The 21,608-nt window shown below is 69.4% G+C and carries 18 protein-coding genes and 1 pseudogene; 10 read left to right on the plus strand and 9 right to left on the minus strand.

Translation table 11 applies throughout. The features are described from left to right. Positions 1–482: 482 nt before the first annotated feature. Positions 483–1,412 carry an NmrA family NAD(P)-binding protein gene (locus tag ACWGJ5_RS03925; RefSeq protein ID WP_453308174.1) on the plus strand — a complete coding sequence of 310 codons (930 nt, stop codon included), beginning with the start codon at positions 483–485 and terminating at the stop codon, positions 1,410–1,412. Here ACWGJ5_RS03925 and ACWGJ5_RS03930 read toward each other — a convergent pair. Then, positions 1,402–1,569, minus strand: a complete 168-nt coding sequence (locus tag ACWGJ5_RS03930; RefSeq protein WP_453308175.1) for a hypothetical protein — start codon at positions 1,567–1,569, stop codon at positions 1,402–1,404. The genes ACWGJ5_RS03925 and ACWGJ5_RS03930 overlap by 11 nt on opposite strands. Positions 1,570–2,019: 450 nt before the next feature. Between ACWGJ5_RS03930 and ACWGJ5_RS03935 the strand changes: the two genes are divergently transcribed. The 4 genes from ACWGJ5_RS03935 to ACWGJ5_RS03950 all read left to right on the plus strand — a co-directional run bounded on the left by ACWGJ5_RS03935 (position 2,020) and on the right by ACWGJ5_RS03950 (position 5,429). Then, positions 2,020–2,187, plus strand: coding sequence for a hypothetical protein (locus tag ACWGJ5_RS03935; protein WP_453308176.1), 168 nt, complete (start codon positions 2,020–2,022; stop codon positions 2,185–2,187). 370 nt (positions 2,188–2,557) lie between these two features. Next, complete coding sequence (locus ACWGJ5_RS03940; RefSeq protein WP_453308177.1) at positions 2,558–3,094, plus strand: lamin tail domain-containing protein; 537 nt, start codon at positions 2,558–2,560, stop codon at positions 3,092–3,094. 364 nt (positions 3,095–3,458) lie between these two features. Further along, on the plus strand, positions 3,459–3,809 hold the full coding sequence (locus ACWGJ5_RS03945; RefSeq protein ID WP_453308178.1) for a carboxymuconolactone decarboxylase family protein: 351 nt from the start codon (positions 3,459–3,461) through the stop codon (positions 3,807–3,809). Between the two features lie 141 nt (positions 3,810–3,950). After that, positions 3,951–5,429 carry a dihydrolipoyl dehydrogenase family protein gene (locus tag ACWGJ5_RS03950; RefSeq protein WP_453308179.1) on the plus strand — a complete coding sequence of 493 codons (1,479 nt, stop codon included), beginning with the start codon at positions 3,951–3,953 and terminating at the stop codon, positions 5,427–5,429. Positions 5,430–5,645: 216 nt separating this feature from the next. Here ACWGJ5_RS03950 and ACWGJ5_RS03955 read toward each other — a convergent pair whose 3' ends face one another. After that, complete coding sequence (locus ACWGJ5_RS03955) at positions 5,646–5,879, minus strand: hypothetical protein (protein WP_453308180.1); 234 nt, start codon at positions 5,877–5,879, stop codon at positions 5,646–5,648. A gap of 218 nt (positions 5,880–6,097) precedes the next feature. Here ACWGJ5_RS03955 and ACWGJ5_RS03960 point away from each other — a divergent pair, with 218 nt between their 5' ends. Further along, entirely contained in the window at positions 6,098–6,649 is a 552-nt protein-coding gene (locus tag ACWGJ5_RS03960) for a hypothetical protein (RefSeq protein WP_453308181.1), read from the plus strand. Positions 6,650–6,822: 173 nt separating this feature from the next. On the opposite strand, the gene ACWGJ5_RS03965 is transcribed toward ACWGJ5_RS03960, so the two are convergent. Further along, positions 6,823–8,586 carry an MOSC domain-containing protein gene (locus tag ACWGJ5_RS03965; protein WP_453308182.1) on the minus strand — a complete coding sequence of 588 codons (1,764 nt, stop codon included), beginning with the start codon at positions 8,584–8,586 and terminating at the stop codon, positions 6,823–6,825. A gap of 646 nt (positions 8,587–9,232) precedes the next feature. Between ACWGJ5_RS03965 and ACWGJ5_RS03970 the strand changes: the two genes are divergently transcribed. Together ACWGJ5_RS03970 and ACWGJ5_RS03975 are read left to right on the plus strand one after the other, a co-directional pair. Continuing rightward, positions 9,233–10,102 carry an alpha/beta fold hydrolase gene (locus ACWGJ5_RS03970; RefSeq protein WP_453308183.1) on the plus strand — a complete coding sequence of 290 codons (870 nt, stop codon included), beginning with the start codon at positions 9,233–9,235 and terminating at the stop codon, positions 10,100–10,102. Positions 10,103–10,562: 460 nt separating this feature from the next. After that, the gene (locus tag ACWGJ5_RS03975; RefSeq protein WP_453308184.1) at positions 10,563–11,423 is read left to right on the plus strand and encodes a DUF427 domain-containing protein; all 861 of its coding nucleotides are present in this window, start codon (positions 10,563–10,565) and stop codon (positions 11,421–11,423) included. Positions 11,424–11,980: 557 nt separating this feature from the next. Here the strand turns inward: ACWGJ5_RS03975 and ACWGJ5_RS03980 are convergent. The 4 genes from ACWGJ5_RS03980 to ACWGJ5_RS03995 all read right to left on the minus strand — a co-directional run bounded on the left by ACWGJ5_RS03980 (position 11,981) and on the right by ACWGJ5_RS03995 (position 17,399). After that, positions 11,981–14,188 (minus strand): xanthine dehydrogenase family protein molybdopterin-binding subunit, encoded by a 2,208-nt coding sequence (locus tag ACWGJ5_RS03980; protein WP_453308185.1) that lies wholly within the window; start codon positions 14,186–14,188, stop codon positions 11,981–11,983. Further along, entirely contained in the window at positions 14,185–15,174 is a 990-nt protein-coding gene (locus tag ACWGJ5_RS03985; RefSeq protein ID WP_453308186.1) for an FAD binding domain-containing protein, read from the minus strand. The genes ACWGJ5_RS03980 and ACWGJ5_RS03985 overlap by 4 nt, the downstream gene beginning before the upstream one ends. After that, positions 15,161–15,691 carry a (2Fe-2S)-binding protein gene (locus ACWGJ5_RS03990; protein WP_453308187.1) on the minus strand — a complete coding sequence of 177 codons (531 nt, stop codon included), beginning with the start codon at positions 15,689–15,691 and terminating at the stop codon, positions 15,161–15,163. The genes ACWGJ5_RS03985 and ACWGJ5_RS03990 overlap by 14 nt, the downstream gene beginning before the upstream one ends. A 94-nt stretch (positions 15,692–15,785) precedes the next feature. Next, the gene (locus ACWGJ5_RS03995; protein WP_453308188.1) at positions 15,786–17,399 is read right to left on the minus strand and encodes a hypothetical protein; all 1,614 of its coding nucleotides are present in this window, start codon (positions 17,397–17,399) and stop codon (positions 15,786–15,788) included. Between the two features lie 654 nt (positions 17,400–18,053). Here ACWGJ5_RS03995 and ACWGJ5_RS04000 point away from each other — a divergent pair. Then, on the plus strand, positions 18,054–18,251 hold the full coding sequence (locus ACWGJ5_RS04000; protein WP_453308189.1) for a hypothetical protein: 198 nt from the start codon (positions 18,054–18,056) through the stop codon (positions 18,249–18,251). A gap of 171 nt (positions 18,252–18,422) precedes the next feature. On the opposite strand, the gene ACWGJ5_RS04005 is transcribed toward ACWGJ5_RS04000, so the two are convergent. Beyond that, positions 18,423–19,274, minus strand: a complete 852-nt coding sequence (locus ACWGJ5_RS04005) for a phosphotransferase enzyme family protein (protein WP_453308190.1) — start codon at positions 19,272–19,274, stop codon at positions 18,423–18,425. Positions 19,275–19,746: 472 nt separating this feature from the next. After that, positions 19,747–20,337, minus strand: a complete 591-nt coding sequence (locus ACWGJ5_RS04010; RefSeq protein WP_453308191.1) for a hypothetical protein — start codon at positions 20,335–20,337, stop codon at positions 19,747–19,749. A gap of 451 nt (positions 20,338–20,788) precedes the next feature. Between ACWGJ5_RS04010 and ACWGJ5_RS04015 the strand changes: the two are divergent. Beyond that, positions 20,789–20,977, plus strand: a pseudogene (locus ACWGJ5_RS04015) (MFS transporter); the annotation flags it as partial. Between the last annotated feature and the right edge of the window lie 631 nt (positions 20,978–21,608).

The following is a 21,608-nucleotide window of genomic DNA, read 5'->3' on the forward strand; positions in this document are numbered from 1 at the left end:
ACGCGAACGTGCCCGGGTTCCGGGCGGCGCCCCTCCCCGTATCGTCCGATCTTTGAGGCGCCGGTTGATGCGGCGCGCGCATGTGTCCGGGGCCTTGGCCGAGACATCAGCGGCCCGCCCTCGCGCAGCTCCCCGCGTCGCGCTCGCACGGTGGGCAATCGGCAACACGTTCGAGCAGCCCGGTCGGGTTACGGTCTTGTGTGGCGTCGTTGTTTGACGGCGTCGGCGTCTGCGCCCGGCGTGGAGTTGGTGATGTCACGCCCGATGCTCCGGCAGGAGCATGGACGCAGCCATTTGCCTGCACGCGTCGCTCGCGTCCGAGGGGCGGACCAGATGAGTTGGCGGTGAACCTTGTCCGAGGGTGAGCCCTGGGCGCGTGCCGGTCGAGCGACGACCATGCGCCCCGCATTCCGCCTGTCGCCCAGGGGGACAGGAGGCTGGCCCCGGTTGCGCCATGGCCGCGGGAGCTGCACGGTGCACCTATGGACCGCACGTCGGAAGCCAGTGTGCTGCCCATCTTGGTGACCGGCGCTGCGGGCGGCGTCGGCGCTGTCGGGCGATCCGTGGTCGAAGGCCTTCGGCGACGGGGCCTGCCCGTCCGGGCCATGGTGCGTCGCGATGACGAACGGGCGCAGGCGCTCCGCGCGACGGGCGCCCAAGTCGTCGTCGGAGACCTGACGCGGGCGGGCGACATCGCCGACGCCTTGGCCGGCTGCGGACGCATGTACTTCGGCATGGGTGTCTCGGCGCAGTATCTGGAGGCCGCCACGACGGCAGCGGCCGTCGCGCGCGCGTACGGGCACCTGGAAGTGTTCGTCAACATGTCGCAGCTGACTGTCTCCGAGATGGACCTCACCAGCACCTCCGAGTCGCATCAGCAGCGACAGCACTGGCTGGTCGAGCAGGTTCTCGACTGGTCAGGCCTGCCCGTCGTCCAGATCAGGCCCACGGTTTTCATGGAAAACCCCCTCTTCCGCGTCGGTCTCTCGTCGATCGCAAAGGACGGCACCATCAGACTGCCCTTCGGCCGGGCGAAGACCTCCCCGGTGGCGGCCGGCGACGTCGCCGCGGTGGTGGAGAAGATCCTGGCCGACCCGGCCCCGCACGTCGGCCGGATCTACGAACTGACCGGCCCCCGCTCGGAGGACATCACCGCCATGGCCGGGGAAGTCTCCTCAGCCCTGGGCCGGCCTGTCACCTACACCGACGTCCCGCTGCAGGAATGGATCGACAACGACCTCAGGTCCATGGGGCTGCCGGACCACGTCTTCCAGCACATCTCCACCATGGCCCGCCTTCACGCGGAAAACCGGTACGACCGCGAGTCGGACGGCGTGGAGCAGGTCACCGGGCGGCCCCCTTCGGGGATAGCCGATTTCGTGCGTGAGAACGACGACCTGTTCACCCGCTGAAGCGGGCTCTCTCGAAGCGTCGGATCGGCGAGTAACACCGACACTGCGCGTCGGCCGGGAAGTCACGTCCGTGCTCACCGTGGCCCACGCCGGCTGCGGTGCCGTCCATGATCATGCGTACGAACTCGGCGTACGACGTGCCCACCCCGTCGGTCATGGCGTACTCCTGCCAGAACTCGAACTCCTCGCGCAGGAAGGGTAGCTGGCATGGGGAAGGCGGGTACCCAGGCGCCGTCGACGAGGTGGGTGTTCCAGCCGACGTGGTCGGTGTGCAGGTGCGTGGCCCAGGAAGTCGGTCGGGTGAGCGCGTCATGGTCTCGTACGTCGCCGGGGAAGCGGGCGGCGCTGATGCCTTCGGTGGCGAGCGGGGCGGCCAGGTCGTCGAGCCTGGCACGGTTTCGGGAGATCAGGGCGACGCCGAATCCTCGCGAGCCGAAGGTATGGCGATGGCGAGGCCCATGCCGAGGCCTGCGCGGATGACGGCGAGGGTGGGCATGCTGGTGGGTGCCTTTCCGGAGAGAGGTGAACACGGGCCGGTAGGTCGGTGATGCCCAGGTCGTGGTTCGGGCCGGCAGTGGGTGCAGGCGGTAATGCCGTCGGCGAGCAGATGGCGCGCCTCGCTCCGGCCGACGGCATGGAGGAGAAGGTGCGCACGGCGCGCCGGCTCGGCAACCTGTGGGCTCTGTACCTGAACGACGAGCAGATCGAGTCGGTGGCCCACGCCTTCTACCTGCGTTCGGTGGGCGACTCCTCGGCCGAGCCCCACCCGCAGTGAGCAAGCCTCTGCCGTCTCTCACCGAGTCCGGCCTCTCTCCGGCTCTGTTACTCACTTTCGGGTGAACGCTGTCGTCGTGATGGGTGGCTGTGGATGGCGGATGGTTGCCTCAGGCCTGTATTCGCAAGGCATGTAAGTCTCAGATGCCGCCAATCCGGTGCATTCAGGATTTGGATGGTCATTGCAGGTGTGAGTTACGGAAATTTGTTGAAACAGTAACGCCCTTCGCATTTCCCTCACAGTGTGGGGGAGTGGCGTGCAAGGTGTGGCTGTGCGGCCAACCGGCTGCACACCAGCACAACACATCCAGCTGGCCTGCGGTTCTGCTGCCACGACCGGCTGTGTGTGAGCACCCTTGAAGGGGGACCTCGTGTCCGTTTCTTCTTCCGTCCGTCGCGTGACCGCCGTCGCCGCCGTAGCGGCCGCCGCCGTGGGCGCGGTGGCCTTGCCGGCCGCGGCCGCCGACCACCACTCGAGCTACCCGTGGCACACCGCGGTGTACATCAGCGGTGTGCAGTACGACGCCCCGGGCCGCGACGACCGCTCCAACCGCTCGCTGAACCGGGAGTGGGTGGACATCACCAACTCGACCCGTCGGGCGGTGAACCTGGAAGGCTGGACCCTCTCCGACGAGGACGGCCGCACGTACACGTTCCGCCACGTGTGGCTGGAGGGCCGTGGCACGGTCCGGGTCCACACCGGGTTCGGCTGGGACACCCACACCGACGTGTACCAGGACCGGCGGCGCGAGGTGTGGGAGAACGACGGTGACACCGCGACGCTGCGCAACGACCGCGGCCGCTTCGTCGACGCCGTCTCCTGGGGCCGTGACCACGACCACCGCGGTGACCACCGCGGTGACCACCGTGGCGACGACCGCGATCATCGTGGCGGACACCGTCACTGACCCGACGGCAGGTGGCCCCGGCTCGTAGCCGGGCGTCAGCGCGCAGGTCGCCTTCTCCGGCTGCGGAGGAGGCGACCTGCGGTGCGAGGGCGGGCTTGAACCAGTGCCGCAGCAGACGGCGTTTGCTCTGTCGACCAAGGGGCTGAAGACTCCCCTGTGCACCTCGGCCCCCGTCGTCAATGCCGGCATGTTACGAGGTTGCCGCAGGCGATCCGCGGCCGCCGACCTCCGGGCGAGCCGCTACCCTCATCGCCTCCCGACCTGATCGGCCGCCTTCGCCGGGGAGAAGACAGCAGGGCAGGATTCGAACCTGCGTGGGTCCCTGGCCGGTTGCCACTCCTGCCCGGCTCCGTCCAGGACAGATGTGGCGATCGCCACCGCCCAGTACAACAATGGCGAGTACTGCCTGTCCGCCCACACCTGCATAGGGGCGCACGTCGCCAAGGTCGACGCCGAGGAACTGGACCGGGCCCGCGACGCCGAGTCCTCCGACCCGCACACCGCCGCACTGCTCGCCCTCTCCGACGCCATCGCCCGCAGCCGCGGCAGCATCGACGACACGCAGCTGAAGGCGGCCCGGGCCGCCGGCGTCACCGACGCCGAGACGGCCGAGGTCGTGGGCAATCTGGCGCTGAACATCCTCACCAGCTACTTCAACCTCCTCGCCGACGCCGACAACGAATGGCCGGTCGTCATCCCGCGCGCTCACAACTGATCACCAGGCCCCCGCCCGGTCCGCACTTCCAGGGCCCCGACGGGGAGTGCGAATACCAGTTCGACCGACGCGACACCGACCGTCGTCAGGCAATCCCGGGAACAGCTCGGGATCAGCATCGATCGCGATGTGAGGAAACAAATGAGCGAACCGCGCGAAAACCAGGAAGCCACCGCCTACGACGTGATCGTGCTGGGTGCGGGTCCGGTCGGCCAGAACGTCGCCGACCGTGCCCGGGTCGCCGGCCTCACCGTGGCCGTCGTGGAACGGGAACTCGTCGGCGGCGAATGCTCCTACTGGGCCTGCGTGCCCAGCAAGGCGCTGCTGCGGCCGGTCCTCGCGGTCGCCGACGCGCGCCGCGTGGACGGCGCCCGGCAGGCCGTCACCGGCCGTCTCGACACCGACGGCGTCTTCGCCCGTCGCAACCGCTACGTCACCGACTGGGACGACTCCGGACAGGCCCGGGGGGTCAAGTCCATCGGCGCCGATCTCTTCCGCGGCCACGGCCGCCTCGACGGCCCACGCCAAGTCACCGTCACCCGTGACGACGGCACACGCCAGGCCCTTACGGCCCGGCACGCCGTGGCCATCGCCACCGGCAGCCGGCCGAATCTCCCCGACATCCCGGGCATCCAGGAGGCCCGGCCCTGGACCAACCGGCACGGCACCGACTCCAGCACCGTGCCCGCCCGGCTCGCCGTCATCGGCGGCGGCGGAGTCGGCGTCGAGATGGCCACCCTCTGGCAGGGCCTCGGTTCCCACGTCACCCTGCTCGCCCGGCGTCGCCTGATCCCGCGCCTGGAGCCCTTCGCCGGCGAACTGGTCGCCCAGGGAATGAGCGAGGCGGGCGTGGACGTACGGATCGGCGTACACGTGACCGCTCTGCGCCGCCCGGACCCCGAGGGACCGGTCACCCTCACCCTCGACGACGGCAGCGAGCTGGAGGTCGACGAGGTGCTGTTCGCCACCGGCCGCACCCCCGCCACCAGCGACGTCGGCCTGGACACGGTCGGCCTCACCCCCGGCTCCTGGCTGGACGTGGACACCACCTGCCTGGTCAAGGACGTCGACGGCGACTGGCTCTACGCGCTCGGCGACGTCAACCACCGCGCCCTGCTCACCCACCAGGGCAAGTACCAGGCCCGGACCGCAGGCGACGCCATCGCCGCACGCGCCGCCGGCCGACCGTTGGACGACGCCCCCTGGGGTGACCACGCCACCACCGCCGACCAGCACGCCGTACCGCAGGTCTTCTTCACCGACCCCGAGGCGGCAGCGGTGGGCCTCACCGCCGAACAGGCGGTCGACGCCGGCTACCGCACCAAGAGCATCGACCTGGACTTCAACGCCGCCCAGGGCGCCAACCTCTACGCCGACGGCTACCGGGGCCACGCCCGGCTGGTCATCGACCTCGACCGGGAGGTCCTGCTCGGAGTGACCTTCGTCGGCCCGGGCGTCAGCGAACTCCTGCACTCGGCGACCATCGCGGTCGCCGGCGAGGTCCCTCTCAAACGGCTCAGGCACGCGGTCGCCTGCTTCCCGACCGTCAGCGAGATCTGGCTCTTCCTCCTCGCCGCCTACCAGCGCGACCAGGAGTCGTCGCACACCACCTCCGCGTGATGCCCGGGTTCCTTGGCACAGACGATCACTCGGCGGCCGGGCCGGATCCTCGTCAGCACCCGCGCGTCCGGCCCTGTCGCCACCGCGTCGACTGCGTGGGCGGCCGCCGACAGCACCCGCCGGGCCCTGCGTGGGATCGGGCAAGCGCTCGCTCACCGCAGGTCCTGGATGGTCCGCTGAACAGTGACACCTGCCGTAGTGCCCGGTACCCGGCCTTCAGCCCGACGAGCGCGGCGAGTGCGGCCGCCACCAGCCCTGCCACCGGGGCCGCCCGGTTGCCGACTGCCGTCGAGTGTGCCGTGTGCGGTCGAACGCTTCGGCGACCGCGGGAAACAGCGCCGCTCCCGTCGCGGCGCCCAGCAGCCGGCTGGTGTTGATCACTCCGCCGGCCAGGCCCTGGTCACGGTCGGCGATTCCGGCGCTCGCGGTGATCACGCTGCCGAATGCCATGCCGGCGGTGCCGAATCCGACAAGCATCGCCGCCGCGAGCGGCAGGGGGTAACCGTCGGCCGTCCGCTGCTGGGCCAGGGCGGCAAAGCCCGCGGTGGCAGGGCGGTCGGCCCCACCGGAGAGGTGTTCTCGGACAGGGGCTGTCCTGAGGATCTTGGCTTGGCAACGCCCGGTGGACCCCCGGATGGAGTGCGGGAGGCTGCACCTAGGCTTTGGCCATGCTGCTGATCCACGGCGGGGAAGCCGTACCCGACGCTCCCGTACTGCGCACGGGAGGAGTTCCACTCGTCCCTGATGGATTCGTCTGGCCGAACTGCCGCAATTGTGGCGGGCCCATGCAGTTCCTCGCTCATCTGCCCCTCGATCTCGGGGCGGTCGCGGTGTTCTTCTGCCAGAACGACCCGGGCATGTGCGACGACTGGGACGCCGCCGCCGGAGCCAACCGCGCCTTCGTGTTCAGAGGTCAACTGGCGGCGGCCACGGTCCCCGCCCAAGGCGAGACGCTCCTCGGTGCGGTCACCGCCTTGCGCCCGTACCCGGCCGACGCCCCAACGGCGGATCCGGTTCTGGGACGGCTGGGTGGCGAAGCAGACTGGATCCAAGGTGATGAGACCCCTGACTGTCCCTCCTGCACCGCCCGCATGACCTTCACGGCCGAACTCGAAGAGGGATCCGACTTCGCCACCTCCGCCAACTTCGGCGGAGGTGGCCGCGGCTACATCTTTCACTGCCACCCCTGCAGCGAGGCCGCCTTCCTCTGGCAGCGATGACCGGCGGTTGGCCCGCTGAGCCGGGCGCTCGGGGACGGTGCGCTTGATCTACCGCCTCCGCAGAGCGCGTCGCCCCCCTGCCCCGGCGTGACCGGGAACGCAAGGATCGTCCCACCCCATGACCATGCGAACGGACTTGGGCACGGGGCGGTTCAAAGATCCGCCGGACAGCCCTACAGGTCGAGGACGACTTCGGTGGTGGGTTGGCTGCAGCAGACGAGGATGGTGCCGGCTTCGGGGGGCTCGAGGGGTGGAGCGGTGTACGTGATGTCGCCCGCCACGAGGTGGGTGGTGCAGGTGTGGCAGACACCGGTGCGGCAGGACCAACGGGTGGGGATGTCGCAGGCTTCGGCGAGATCGAGGAGGGAAGCGTGGGCGGGTGACCATGGTGTGGCGATGCCGCTGCGGGCGAAGGTGACGAGTGGGCCGGTGCCCGTGGGACCGGGTGGTTGGTGCGGCCGGACGGCGGCCTTGGGCGTGATGCCGGGGTTGATGGCTGCAAGCGCGCTGAATTGTTCCGTGCGGATCCGCTCGGGGCTCAGGCCGTGAGCGCGCAGGAGGCTGCCGAGGTCGTCCATGAAGGCGGGCGGTCCACAGAGGTAGGCGTCGGCTTCGGCGGGGATGCCCATGGCCCTGAGTGATCGGGCCGTGGGGCGGCCCTGGGCGATGTGCGGGCCGTCGGAATGTGGGGCGGTGTCCGCGGTGTAGTAGATGTGCTCGTGGGCGTTGGGGAGTTGCGCCAGGAGCGTGTGGCTCTCGTCCGAGAATGCGTGGTGGGCGCGGTCGTGGGCGATGTGGATCCACCAGACCGGGCGTGGGTCGCGTGTGGCGGCGAGCCGGTGCAGCATGGCGAGCACGGGAGTGGCGCCGATCCCTGCCGAGACGAGGAGGACCGGCCGGGTGGTCTCTTCCAGTACGAACGTTCCGCGGGGGCTGGCGATGTCCACGAGGTCCCCGGGACGGAGCGCGGCATGGATGTAGCTGCTGACCCTCCCGTGAGGTTCGTGCTTGACGCTGATGCGGTAGGTGCGTGCTGTGGGGGAGGCGGACAGGGAGTAGCTGCGCACTGCGGGGGCGGCGTCGCCGACGGCGAGGCGGATGGAGAGGTACTGACCCGGACGGGCCTCGGGCAGGAGCGTGTCGTCGGTGGTCTCGAGGTAGATCGAGGAGACGGTGGGGGTCTCGGGGACGACGCGGGCGACGCGCATGGTCTTGAAGCCCGGCCATCCCGGTTCTTCTCCGGGCTGCTGGGTGGCTGCGCGTTCGGCCGGCCACCCCGGTTCCTGTGTGGGCTGCTGGGCGGCGGCGAGTTCACGGAAGGACTGCTGCCATCCGGGACTGAGGGCGGGGATGTTCAGTGCTTTGCGCAGCTTGGTGGGGTCACGGTCGGGGAGGTAGAGCAGCGCGTCGGTGTCGGCGACGCAGAGTCCTTCCGGGCCCTTGCGGGTGAGGGTGATCTCGTCCCCGGCCTGGACACGGCCCTCGGTGATGACGCGCAGGTAGAACCCGGGACGGTGGTGGGCGACCAGAAGGGAGGCCATGGCGGGTTCGCCCAGGCGCATGCCGACGCGGTAGCAGGTGACGCGGGGCTGGGTGACCTCGAATTCGGCTTCGCCGATGCGGTACCGGTCGCCGATGCACACTTCGTCGTCGGACAGGCCGTCGACGGTGAAGTTCTCCCCGAACATCCCGAAGCTCAGGTCGTCGCGGCCGAGTTGCTTCTGCCAGTACTGGTAGGACTGCAGCTGGTAGACGAGGACAGCACGGATTTCGCCGCCGTGCCCGGCCAGGTCTCCTTGACCGTCTCCGTCGACGTTCAGCCGCCGGACCGTACGAGGGCCCTGGACGGGGGCCTTCCAGGCTCCGGTGTGGACGGTCCTTCCCTTCCAGGAGACGTCCTTGGGCATCCCCACGTTGACGGACAGCAGCGTCGCCATTGTGGACCTCCTGCGGGTGGCCGGCCGGGCAGCCCCCATGGCGCTGGGATCTGTGCGGTGGGGTCGTTGTGCCGGTGCCGCCGCGATTCCGTGATCACGAATCCATCGTCATCCTCCCTGTGAGCGTTGTCGACCGCTCTTTGGTCTTCTGTACGAGCGTCCGGCCCTCCGCGCCGCCGCTGCCCCCGCGGGCGTGCACCAGCCGAACGGCCGGCAGTAGAGGCAGGCGCAGGATCATGAACGGCTGCACCTGTGGCCGGCGTCGACCGGGCGGCCGCCGGGGCGGAGGACAGTGCCTGACGCGTTCCTCGGGGACCCGCGCTGCCCAGTCCACGTGGCCCCGTCGAGTACGGCATCGCCGCACTTGCACAGGCTCTCGATGTGGCACGTGAAGGGTCGAGCGCGCCCACTCCGGGCCGATGCTCGCAGCGGTTCCCTGGTGGACCACGAGGCACGCAGGCCCGAGATGTGCGGTGCGCTGGCTGATGGCCGATCACGGACGGAGGCTTGGGGTAGGCCCACGTTCCACCGCCCGGGCACGTCGGCACCTCACCGTCGCATAACCATCAAAAACTTCTTGACAGGTTAGGTAAGGCATGCTCGACTGGATCTATAACCACTGAAGCTCGATGGAGGGGTTAGGAATATGGCTTCCGCAGTCCACCACCGCACAGCCACCGTCAACGGTCTCGAGGTCTTCTACCGGGAGGCCGGCGACCCCCAGGCACCCGCAGTCGTGCTTCTCCACGGCTTCCCGACCAGCTCGCACATGTTCCGCCACCTGATCCCGGCGCTGGCCGACCGCTACCACGTGATCGCCCCCGACCACATCGGGTTCGGGCAGTCCGCGATGCCTGCCGTGCAGGACTTCCCCTACACCTTCGACGCCCTCACCGAGGTCACCTCCGGCCTGCTCCAGCACCTGGGCATCGACCGGTTCGCGATGTACGTGCAGGACTACGGCGCCCCCATCGGCTGGCGTCTCGCCCTCCAGGCCCCGAACCGCATCACCGCGATCGTCACCCAGAACGGCAACGCCTACGAAGAGGGCTTCGTCAAGCCCTTCTGGGACGACGTCTTCGCCTATGCCGAGGCCCCGGGAGCAGGCACGGAGGCCCCCATGCGCGGCGCCCTGACCCTCGAGACCACACGCTGGCAGTACGTGAACGGAGTGGCCGACCCCACCCTGGTCAGCCCGGACAACTGGGTACACGACCAGGCGCTGCTGGACCGTCCCGGCAACGACGAGATCCAGCTCAAGCTTTTCCGCGACTACCCCACCAACGTGGACCTCTACCCACAGGTCCATCAGTACTTCCGCGACTCCCAGGTTCCGCTGCTGGCGGTCTGGGGCGCAGGCGACGAGATCTTCGGCCCCGCGGGCGCGGAGGCGTTCCGCCAGGACCTGCCCGATGCCGAGATCCACCTGCTCGCCTCCGGCCACTTCGCGCTGGAGAGCCACCTCGGGACCATCGCCGAGCACATCCGTGACTTCCTCGGCCGCGTCCTCGCCTGACGGGCAGGGCGTCGGGGCAGCTGCGGCAGCCGGGGGACCGACGCCCCTTCCTGTCGCAGCCGGCACAAAGGACCCGCCATGCGACACCTCGCCCCACACGGTTCTCGGCTCCACCCCTCAGACCATGCGCGCCGCCCGGGACTTCGCGATGCAAGCCCTCGACGGCTGGGCGGGTGCCGGTGCGGTGACGACATCCGGCCCTGCGCCACGGATCCGGCCGGCCACGTCGTCCGGCACAAAAGTCCGGACGGCCGCGACCCACCTGGTCCGCCTCATCAGGCGCCCGTACCCCCTCCACGTCGACGCTCATGGCAGCGCGTGCCACTCCCGCGTCCGCATCCCGCCGCTCCCGCTGACTGCGGATACCGGGCGGGGCATGCGCACCGTCCCCGACCGTCGACGACAACCACCCCACCCGGGGTGCGGCCACCGTCCACCCCCACCCCGCAAGGAGCCCGCCATGGGATTGTCCTGGCAGCAAGGCCCGCTCTCCGCCGGCGCGATCGGACACTTCCTCACCCCCGAACCCCTCCCGGAACGCCTCCTGTTCGCCGAGCCGCTGCGCCGCCGCATGCGCGTGAAGTTCAACGACACGTGGATCGCCGACAGCGAGAACGTGATCCTGCTGCACGAACCGGGCCGCTACCCCGTGGCCTACTTCTCCCGGGAAGACGTCGACGCACGAGCCCTGCTCCCGAGTGACAAGGTCACCCACCACAAGGATCTCGGTGACACGACCTGGTACGCGGTGCACGCCGGCGACCGCACCACCGAACGCGCAGCCTGGGAGTTCACGGCGCCGCCCGGTCACGCCGCCGAGCTCCGGGACCGCATCGCCTTCGCCTGGCGGGCGATGGACGCCGTCTACGAGGAGGACGAACGCATCCTGGGACACGCCGCGGACCAGTACCACCGCATCGACATCCGCGACACCTCCCGCACCCTGGAAGTCCGCCTCGGCGACACGGTGATCGCCCACTCCGAACACCCCGTCGTCCTCTACGAGTCCGGATTCGCGCCGCGCTGGTACGTCCCGCGCGCCGACATCGACGAGACCCGGCTGCGCCCCGTCGAAGGCCAGACCTTCTGCCCCTACAAGGGCCTGTGCGACTACTACGACATCGGCGACGCACGCCGCGCCGCCTGGTCGTATCTCAACGCCTACCGGGAGGTCGCCCGGATCGGCGACCTGGTCTCCTTCGAAGCGGACAAGGTCGAGGTCCGTCTCGACGGCACGCGCCTGCATCTCGAGCCCGGGCAGAACGTCGTCCCCCACGGCGTCGATCGCGGCCTGGACGTCGACGAAGCCAAGGCCCACTGAGTCCGACGAGCGCCGGCTCCCGTCTCAGCCCCGGGCCTCTCCGCTCTCGCCGCGAGCGACACCGCCGCCCGCAAGGCAAGCTCCACGGCGACAAGGCTTACGAGTGGAAGGGACTTCAGCCGGCGACCGGACGGCCCCTTTCTTGCCTTCGCCGGCAGGGGACGTGTACGTGACCACTCCTCACCCGTCTCTTCGTCACACGCGATCGGCATGCCGAGTGGCTCTCCAGTCATCCAGCAGGTCCGTGAGATCAAGACCGGCCGGCTCACTGCGCCGTCCCCGGTGATCAGATGCAGGAGATGAACCGTCACAAGCAGCCGCGCGCCCTGCGGCTATGCAGACAAAGACAAAGACAAAAATCCCCGTCGGCCTGGGCAGAGGCCGACCAGCGCCGGCGTGGGTCGGTGAGGGCGCGACGGCGCGCCTGCAGCGTGGTGTCGGCTCCTTGGTCGGCAGGCAGGAAAAGCCCCCGAAACGGCGCTACACAAAGAGAGTTGGTGGCAGCGCATGTCACGCCGACCAGCCCCCGGGCCACGACAACGCCGTTCGACGGCCGATCAAAGGACGGCATCGAGTGTGATCGGCAGCTCGCGGATGCGCTTGCCGGTGGCGTGGTGCACGGCGTTGGCGATCGCGGGCGCGATGCCGACCAGGCCGACCTCGCCGACGCCTTTGGTGCCGGTGGCCGTCCCGTGATCGGGCTCGCCGACGAAGACCACGTCCAGTTCCGGGACATCGGCGTTGACCGCGATCAGGTAGTCGGCGAACGTGCCGTTGGCGATGCGCCCGGTGCGCGGGTCGGTGACCGTGTCCTCGAACAGGGCCATGCCGATGCCGCCGACCGTCCCGCCGATGATCTGGCTCCTCGCCGTCTTCTCGTTGAGGATGCGGCCACCGTCGATCACGGAGACCGCCCGCGCGACCCGGATGAGGCCGAGGTCCGTGTCGACCCGGACTTCCACGAACTTCGCGCCGTACGCGCCGGCGAGGGACATGCCCAGTTCGGTGTCGACCGGCGGCGTGCTGTTCCCGTTCGCCGTGAGCTCGGACAGCCCGTGCCGGGCGAGGATGTCGGCGTACGACTCCCCGAGGTCCGGGCGGCCCGCGGGGTGGACCCTCCCGTCGGTGCACTCCACGTCGTCCGGGGAGAAGCCCAGCAGGGGTGAGTCGGTGTCACCGGACGCGAGTTCGGCGAACGTGCGCACCAGCCGCCGGCAGGCGTCGTGCACGGCGTTGCCCAGCGCGCCGGTGAGACCTGAGCCGCCCGCCATCATCGAGTTGGGCATGTCGGAGTCGCCCAGGTCGAAGCGGACCCGGACGAGAGGCAGGCCCAGTTCCTCGGCGGCCAGTTGCGCCATGACGGTGTACGTTCCGGTGCCGATGTCGGTCGCCGCGCTGCGCACCAGCGCGCTGCCGTCCCTGTTGACGGTGGCCTGTGCCGCGCAGGGCTGTGCGAAATAGGGGAACCACGCGCTCGCCATGCCGTAGCCGACGAGCCAGTTGCCGTCACGCATGGAGCGCGGCTCGGGGTTCCGGTCGGACCAGCCGAAGCGTCGCGCGCCGATCTCGTAGCACTCCAGGAGCGCCTTGCCGGACCACGGCAGACCGTTGCGCGGGTCGACGTCGGTGTGGTTGCGCAGCCTCAGCTCCAGGGGGTCCATGCGCAGTTTGCAGGCCAGCTCGTCGAGCGCGGACTCCAGCGCGAAGTTGCCCTGCGCCTCGGCCGGGGCGCGCATGGACGTCGGCACTGCGATGTTGAGGCGGGCCTGCCGGTCCTGCGTGATCACGTTGGGGCACCGGTAGGCGAAGGCGGTTCCCGACGCGAACGGCTCGTAGTCCGTTTCCTCCATGCTCAGGGAGCTGAGGCTGCGGTGGTCCAGGGCGACCAGCTCGCCGTCGCGTGTGGCGCCGACACTCAGCCACTGCACCCCGCTGGGCCGGTGTCCGATGGAGGTGAACATCTGCGGACGGGTCAGCACCAGCTTGACCGGTCGCTTGATCATCCGGGCGGCCATGGCGGTGAGGACCACGTGCGGCCACGCGCGCAGCCCGGCACCGAAGCCTCCGCCGACGTAGGGCACCAGGACCCGTACCGAACTCTCGGGGATACCGAAGACCGTGGCGAGGGTGGTGCGCACCATCGCCGGCCACTGGCTGGTGTCGTGGACGGTGAGGGTGTCGCCCTCCCACGCGGCCAGGGTGGCGAACAGGCCGAGCGGGTTGTTGGTGTTGTCCGCCGTGGTGTAGGTGGCCCGCACGGTCACCTCGGCGGATTCCAGCGCTGCCGCGGTGTCGCCGCGCGAGGTGTCCATCCCCCACGGGTCGAGGAGCTGTTCGGCCCGCGGGTCATGGAGGTCCAGAAGCGGCTCCGCGGTCTCGTAGTCGGCCCGTACCAGCCGCGCCGCGGCGGTGGCCTGCTCCGGGGTCTCGGCCACCACGAAGGCGATGTGCTGCCCGTGGTGGACGATCCGGTCGTTGCGCAGCGGCGGGGGAGGCGACGCCCCGAGGACCGTTGTGGGACCCGTACCGATTTTCGGGGCGTTCTCGTGGGTGAGGACGGTGATCACACCGGGGGCACCTTCGGCCGCGTCGGTGTGCATGCGGACGATCCGGCCCGCGGCGACGGTGCTCTGCACCAGGGCACCGTAGGCCTGGCCGGGGACGCTGAAGTCCATCGGGTACGGGGCGGTGCCGGTGACCTTGCGCGGGCCGTCGACCCGGTTGACGCCGGCGCCGACGCGTGGCCTGCTTTCGACGGTGCTCATGCGGTCACTCCTGAGACGGTCTGCAGCTCGCGCACCAGGGTGCGCCGGGCGAGCGGCACCTTGAACGCCGTTCCGGGGACGGTCCAGGCGTCGTGCATGGTCGCCTCGGCCGCGTCGTGGAACGTGGCGGTTGTGGCGGAGGCGCCGGTCAGCACGTGCTCGGCCTCGTAGGCCCGCCAGGGTTTCGTGCCCACGCCGCCCAGGCCGATCCGGGCCTGGCGGATCGTGCCGTCCTCGACGACGAGCAGGACCGCGGCCGAGGTGAGGGCGAACTCGTACGATGCCCGGTCGCGTACCTTGAGGTAGCCCGACCGGGCGGCCGGCGGCGGGAGCGGGATCTCGACCTCGGTGATCAGCTCGGCGTGCTCCAGGACGTTCTCGCGCTCGGGGCTGTCGTCGGCCGTCAGGTAGAACTCCGTCAGCGGCACGGTACGGGCCTCCGACAGCCCCTGGATGTGCACGACCGCGTCGAGCGCCACCAGGGCGACGGCCAGGTCGGACGCGTGCAGCGCGATGCACCGCTCGCTCGCGCCGAGCACGGCGTGCATACGTGCCGCCCCCTGCACCGCGGAGCAGCCGGAACCCGGCGTGCGTTTGTTGCATGCGCCGACCGTGGGGTCCCGGAAGTAGCGGCAGCGGGTGCGCTGCAGCAGGTTGCCGCCGATGGTGGCCATGTTCCGCAGCTGCACCGACGCGCCCTGCAGGAGGGCCTCGCGCACCATGGGCAGGCGCTCGCTCACCGTGGCGTCGACGGCCAGTTCCTCCATGGTGGCGAGGGCCCCCACGTGCAGGGACTCGCCGCGTCGTTCGATGCCGTGCAGCGGGAGCCGGGTGATGTCGATCAGCCGCGGCGGCTCCAGGACCCCGTCCTTCATCAGGTCGAGCTGTGTCGTCCCGCCCGCGAGACAGGACGCCGCCGGGTCCTCCGCCAGCAGCCGCACCGCCTCGCGGGTGTCGGTGGCCCGGACATAGTCAAAGGCGCGCATCGTGACCTCCCCGGGAGGCCGCGTCGCGGATCGCCGCCACGATGTTGGGATAGGCACCGCACCGGCACAGATTTCCGCTCATGAACTCCCGGATCTCCTGGTCCGAGCCGGCCCGGCCTTCGGCCATGAGCGCCACCGCGGACATGATCTGCCCCGGCGTACAGAAGCCGCACTGGAACGCGTCGTGTTCCATGAACGCCTGCTGCACCGGGTGCGGACCGTCGGCGTCGGCGATGCCCTCGATGGTGGTGATCGCCCGACCCTCCGCCTGCGCCGCGAGGGTCAGGCAGGCCAGCACCCTCCGGCCGTCCAGATGGACGGTGCATGCGCCGCAGGCACCCTGGTCACAGCCCTTCTTCGTACCCACCAGGCCCAGCCGGTCACGCAGGGCGTCCAGCAGAGTGACCCGCGTGTCCATACGGAGGGCGTACGGCCGTCCGTTCACTGTGAGTGTCATGACCCGCTCCGGGGCCGCAGGCCGCTCACCCACGTCCCGCCGGCTCGCCACGTCCGTCATCGCGTCCTCCTTGGGACGGGTCGCACACGGCTCCAGCCCACACGCGGCGCAGACCCGGTGAGCCGATTCGACAGCTTTGGGAAGATTGACAACCTCATTTCACGATATAAGCCAAACAAGTGATCGGCATGCGGTTCGACCGCTGCTCCTCGCACTTGCGGTGCGGCGGGGTCGCCCCCCGGCCACCGGTCCGCCCCCAGGCCCTGCTGGTCGGGCGTCCCCGAGGATCTCCACGAACGGTCGGCACACGTGCCCCGTCGGCGTCCGTGAGGACCGTGGATTCCACGGCGTGCCGCTTGGTCTTGCCGGAGGCGAACTTGTCCCGGTCCTTCCGGTCTGCGGCCGGGCGGCGCACGCGGATCTCCGTTCCGTCGATGATCCCCGTCCGACCGGCGGCGCCCAGGTACTCGATGACCTCGGTGAGAGTGCGCAGCCGGATACCTGGTGCGACGGTGCAGCCTCGTTGCACCAGCAGGGGAAGGAGTTCACCGATCACGTCCGGGGACAGTCCAGTGTCCCGGTACTCCGATGCGGCTGAGCACATGGGCACCACTTCCTGGCGTGTGACGGGGACGTTTGCGTGTCGCCATACCGTAGGAACCTGCAAGTCAGAGGTGTACCTGACCCGCAGACCGGGTGTCACAGTGCTGGGAGGGCCTGCGGGGCGCGCAGTTCCCGGGCCGCGTGCCGCAGGTTCGGTGTCTGCTCGGCCGGGCGGCCACCGAAGCGCTTCGAAGCCATGCAGCAGACCGGGAAGCTGACGGTATGGAAGGCCTTGCCTGACGGTAGCGGGCGAGAGCTTGGGCAAGCAGCATCGCGGCCGCCGATTCCAGACGGGAGGCGCGCAGCCGACGGCTGTCGAGGAGGGCTTGTTCCAGGATGCCGATGGCGTCCGGCGCCTGGCCGAGGGCGAGACGGCATTCGGCCGCCGAGACCCGGTTGGCGATCTCCAGCAGTGGCAGACGACGGTGGTCTCGTATCCCGCGCCGATGACCAGGAGGAGGATGTCGAGGAGTGCCTCCTCGGTCAGGCTCGAACCGTCGCCCTCCTCGTCGCGGGCGGCGATCAGGAACGACGTGATGTCCTCACCCGGAGCGGCCCGTTTGGCCGCGACGAGTTCCGCGAGCAGCGCGCGAAGCCGCTCGGCGTTCGCCGCAGCCTCGGCCGGGGTTCCCGCGGTGTCGAAGGTGTTGTCGACACTCTGCCGGAAGCCCTCGGCCTCGGCCTGAGGCAGTCCGATGGAGGTGCCGATGACCTCGATGGACAAGGGGCGGGCGAACTGCGCGCGTATGTCGACGGCGGCACCGGGCGGCACGCACGCCAGGCTGCCCAGCAGTGTGCGGACGATCTGCTCGATGCGCGGTGCCAGAGCGGCGATCCGAGGGCTGTCGAACGCCGGGGCGACCAGTCGGCGCAGCCGGCGGTCCTCGTCCCCGTGAGCGGTGACCATGTTCCACACGCTCACCCACCGCTCCGGCGGCCACTTCCCCACGATCTCGCCCGGGAACAGGGGCCGGTGCTTACGAGCCGACCCGGACACCCGCGGATCGGTCAGCAACTGCCGGAGCAGGCAGGGGTTTGTCACCGACCAGGCCCGTACGCCGAGGACGTCCACTGGGGTGACGGGCCACTGGGAACGCAGTTCGGCGTTCTCGCCGTTCCGATCGGCGCCGTGCGGGTCGAGAGCGACCACGTGGTGCGGAATCATCGGTCCCTTCCTTGAAGGTTCGGGATGAACTTCGGTGGGAACTACGGGGCTCGGACGACCGACCGGTCGGTCCGCGGTCCCGGTGCCGGTGCTGGGGCCAACTGCGCCGACCAGTTGGGCGTGTTCGCGTCCGGCGGTGAGGCTGTCGCGGGTCGAGGGGTGCGCCATGGGCTCTGGCTCCGCTGCCCGGCCGTGCTCGCGCGGGCATGAGGTGGTATTGCAGGGACCCAGCGGCCGTCCGCGCGGAAGTCGGGTGACAGGGCGTCCCGCCCGCAGACATCCACCACTTCGGGACGAGGACGGTGTGGCCGGGGGACACGTTCGGGTCCTCGTCGCTGTCGCCGTCACGGCTGGCTCCGGCCTTGGGGGAGCGCGATCGCTCCTCGGACGACGGCAGCTTGGGGGACGACCGGGGGTGACGCGGCCGTGAGGCCCGGTTCTGAGCCGCCCCGCCGTCGGTGCGGCCGGTCGAGTCCTTGGCGCCCATACCGGCGGGGGCAAAACCTTGCCCGAGACCCGACTTACGGAACCGTCACGACCAACAGCTGACGGGGCTATGAACCCCAGAGCGCGCATCAAAGGCATGCCTGAAGACAGCCAGTGGCTTGCCCGATGCTGATCCTTCAGGTCCTTCAGAGCGGGCGGGACTATCAAGTGACCTTCGCCGACGACCTTGCAGGCTGGCAGCGTGCCCTGGTGCACCCGCCCGGAGTGGAGATCCGGATCCACGAGGACGCCAACCACCTCTTCTTTCCCGGCAGCGGCCAACCCACTCCGGCCGCATACGCACGGCCGGGGCATGTTGATCCTGCGGTGGTGGACGAGACCGCGACCTGGGTGGCGCGACGGTAGTGGCACGTTTCGCACGTGCCTCGACCGGCAACGCTCGACTTGTCTCGACGCAGTCCGAATCGGTGATCGAGCCGTCGACATGTGCGACTGGCATCTCGCTCCACGACCAGCCAAGGCCAGGATCATGGTAGACACCAACAGCCGGCCGGCTACGACCTCGAAGCTCCGCGATCAGTCATGGGTGTCCAGGCCCTCGCGATCGAGGGCTGCTCGGATCTGGCTGAGCCACTGTGCGCCCAGCCGGCGCCCGTTCGGGAGTTGGTCGCCTCGATCCCAGCGCCAGGTTGTGATCATCGCCAGCACGAGGATCCGGCACTCGCGCAGCAAGTCCTGATCGACACCCGGATAGTGCTCGCTGACTGCTTCGGGCGCGTGGGCGAGGTCGAACTCGACGGGCCCACGGCAACACGTCTCAAGGTCTATGAACAGCAGACCGTTCTTCGTGATGAGCACGTTGCCCGGGTGCGGTTCGCCGTGCAGCAGCTGCTCGGCGCCGCCGCGCTCGCCGATCACTCGTCTCAGGCTGCGTAACGTGTCGCCGAGCAGCTCCCGGTCCGCGTCGGCGAGCGCCGGAGTGTGGTCGCGGTTCGCGACGAGTTGTTCAGCCTGCTCGACGCGGTCGGTGAATTGCGGCGCCGGGACATCGAGCTTGCGCATGCCGGCATGCAGCCGCTCGAGCGCATTGGCGTAGTCGGCTGGTGAGACCTCTCGAGGTGTCACGGGTTCGTAGTAGGTCCATAGCGTGACCACGAAGCCATCACGCTCATGGGCGCGTGGCTCCACTCGAGGCTCGAGAGCGGCCACAGGGCAGCCGGATTCGGCGAGCCGCTGAGCAAGCTCGATTTCGAACCGTGCGACCTGATGCGCTACAGGTGCCACGCGGGCCAGGACGTCACAAGGCAGCAGACGCAGAGTGAGCTTGTTCGAGTCATGGAGAATGATCGCGTCGTCGACTGTCAGGCCAAGTGATGAGGCGGTCGACATGGCCGCGGCCACCGCACGCGGAACCTCTGACGCGTGCATCGTCGCCTGGACCCTTTCCCTTGTGTGCTGCCACAACTCTCCCAGCGGTGCAACCTGCGCACCATAGCAAGTTGTCGATAGAGAGCCGCGCTGGCGCGACGGGCAGGACGCGACTGCATCGGCGATCTGCCGCTTGAGGACGCCGCCGCGTGGGAAGCCGCCCTGCCCGCCGACGCCACGACGTGGCTGTCGCTGCCCGGGATCCGGACCAGATGCCGTGGACAGGCGTTGCCGCTCCCGCGCTGTGCCTGAGCGGCGAAGGGCCCTATGACCAGCCACACGTGTTGCCCGAGACAGCAGTCACGATCACCGTTGTCTCCGGCCTGGAACGCAAGGAGCGCCAGGCCCGGCTGCTCCGTGCGCTCGTCTCCACGGCCCGGGGTTTTGGCTTTGCTGGAGGCCCGTTGAGGGGGTGCTGCTGCAACCGGGGCGTACAGCCGCCGCGAGCGTATCTGCTCCGCCGGGCCGGCAGTCAGCCCTCTGACTCCTCGTCCTCGCCTGCCGCGTCGCCGATGGCGACGCGCAGGTCATGCATGCCCTGGATGATGTCGATGAGGGCTTCCTCCGCCCCGCTCAGAGCTCGACGGGTTCCCTCCACATCACCTCGGTCGGCGTGGAGTTGGGCGCTGAGGGTGTACAACGCCGCCATCGCGGCGGCGAAGGACGCCTCCTGGCCCGGAGGTGTTTCCTCTGCCTCGGTTTCCGAGACCTGCATGGCGGTGCGCTGCAGTCTGTTCGTCAGGACGTTGACCGCGAGGCCGGGGTCGGGGCCTAGCTGATCCGTCCAGCCGACCATCGTGTCGAGGACGTCCTCGATCTCTCCTTCCTCGGTCAGACGCGTGGCGGTGGTGATCTCCGACTCCGTCTTGGCCAGCAGATGGCCCAGCAGCCGCAGACGGTCTCCTTGCCGCGGTTCCTCGGGCCGCGCTTCCGGGTCCGGCACCGGTTCAGCCCCGAGAGCGACCAATGCTGCATAGATCTGTTCAGCACTCACCGAATGCTCGCTTCTTTTGCTCACGCTCTCAGCTTCGCGCCACGAAGGCGCCATCGCCTGCCCACACACGCCGGAGGCGTACGACTCGGCTGCTCTATTCCTGAGCCCCAGCCGCCTTGGACCCGGCCCCGGACGGACCTCTGGGCCATTTTGCGTCGGCGACTACGGCGGGATGCTCGACGCGCGTGTCACCCTCACCGACGACGAGACTGCCGGCGTCCTGGCCGACCCGGCCGCGCCGGTCCCGGCACCCGTCATCTACCAGGCCGGTCCTCCACTTGCGGCCCCTCCCGACCAGCCTCAGTCGAGAGCGGCCTCCATCGGCCCTCTGGGCAGGGCATCCCTTCGTACGAGCCCCATCCGGAAGCTCCTGACCAGCACCGATACCCGCGAGATCGACTAGCCGAATCTGCGACATCACCGTCGCCTCACAACGGTGATGTCGCCGAACGGCCGGTCTCATGGGTGCGGAGCCTGTTGAACTGATCACGTAACGACAGGCCCTCCACAGGACGAATTCATGGCCTCGACAGACCCTGCCACCACGCAGCGTGCTGGCGGTGCCAGCCTGCGGACCCGATCGCCATTGATCGGATGGCTGGCCGTGGTTTCGGTGATGCTTGGAATCTTCTCGATCGTCACGACGGAGATCCTGCTGATCGGCTTGCTCACCAAGACCGGAGCCCGATTCGCCACCTCCGACGGCATGGGAGCCTCAGCAGCCGGGGCCGGCCCGCGGCCGTCCGCAGACGCCGGCAAACCGTGCGGCTGGACGGCCGCTCAGCTCCACCGCGCTCGACCGCAGCCGGCCCCTCAGCCGACGCTGGAACGGCGGCGCTACTCGGACAGGCCCTCCACCTGCTCGACGAACGACCGACGCGAACAACTCCCGCGGTCGCAGAAGTACCGGCGCACCCGAAGCCGTACCCCCACCCGGGGGGAGCCCAACGACCGTCCATTCAGGCTCCGTTGGCAGGTGCTGTGCTTGCGGCTTGGGCTATCCGCAAACACTTTCGCTACTCTACGTAATGTTCCGGGCGACTGGCTGTGATGTCCTGTTTTAGGCTGCATACCGGGGACTCATCACGGCGGAGGAGTGGTCGTACATATCCCGTGCTTCCCGTCGCTGCACTTGGGAGGCCGTTCTGTGCCTGCTGGGAGGTGTCTGGAGCGGATCGACCACTTCGTGGTCCTGATGCTGGAGAACCACTGCTTCGATCTCATGCTGGGATTCGGCTGAAGAGTGGTTCCCCTACACCTGCACCTGGACCTCGGAAGATCAGCGGAGCAGAGTCCTCACCGTTTCGAGCTGTGCACGGACACCGACATCCAGCTGGGGC

This window comes from Streptomyces sp. NPDC054783 (genome assembly GCF_053611725.1).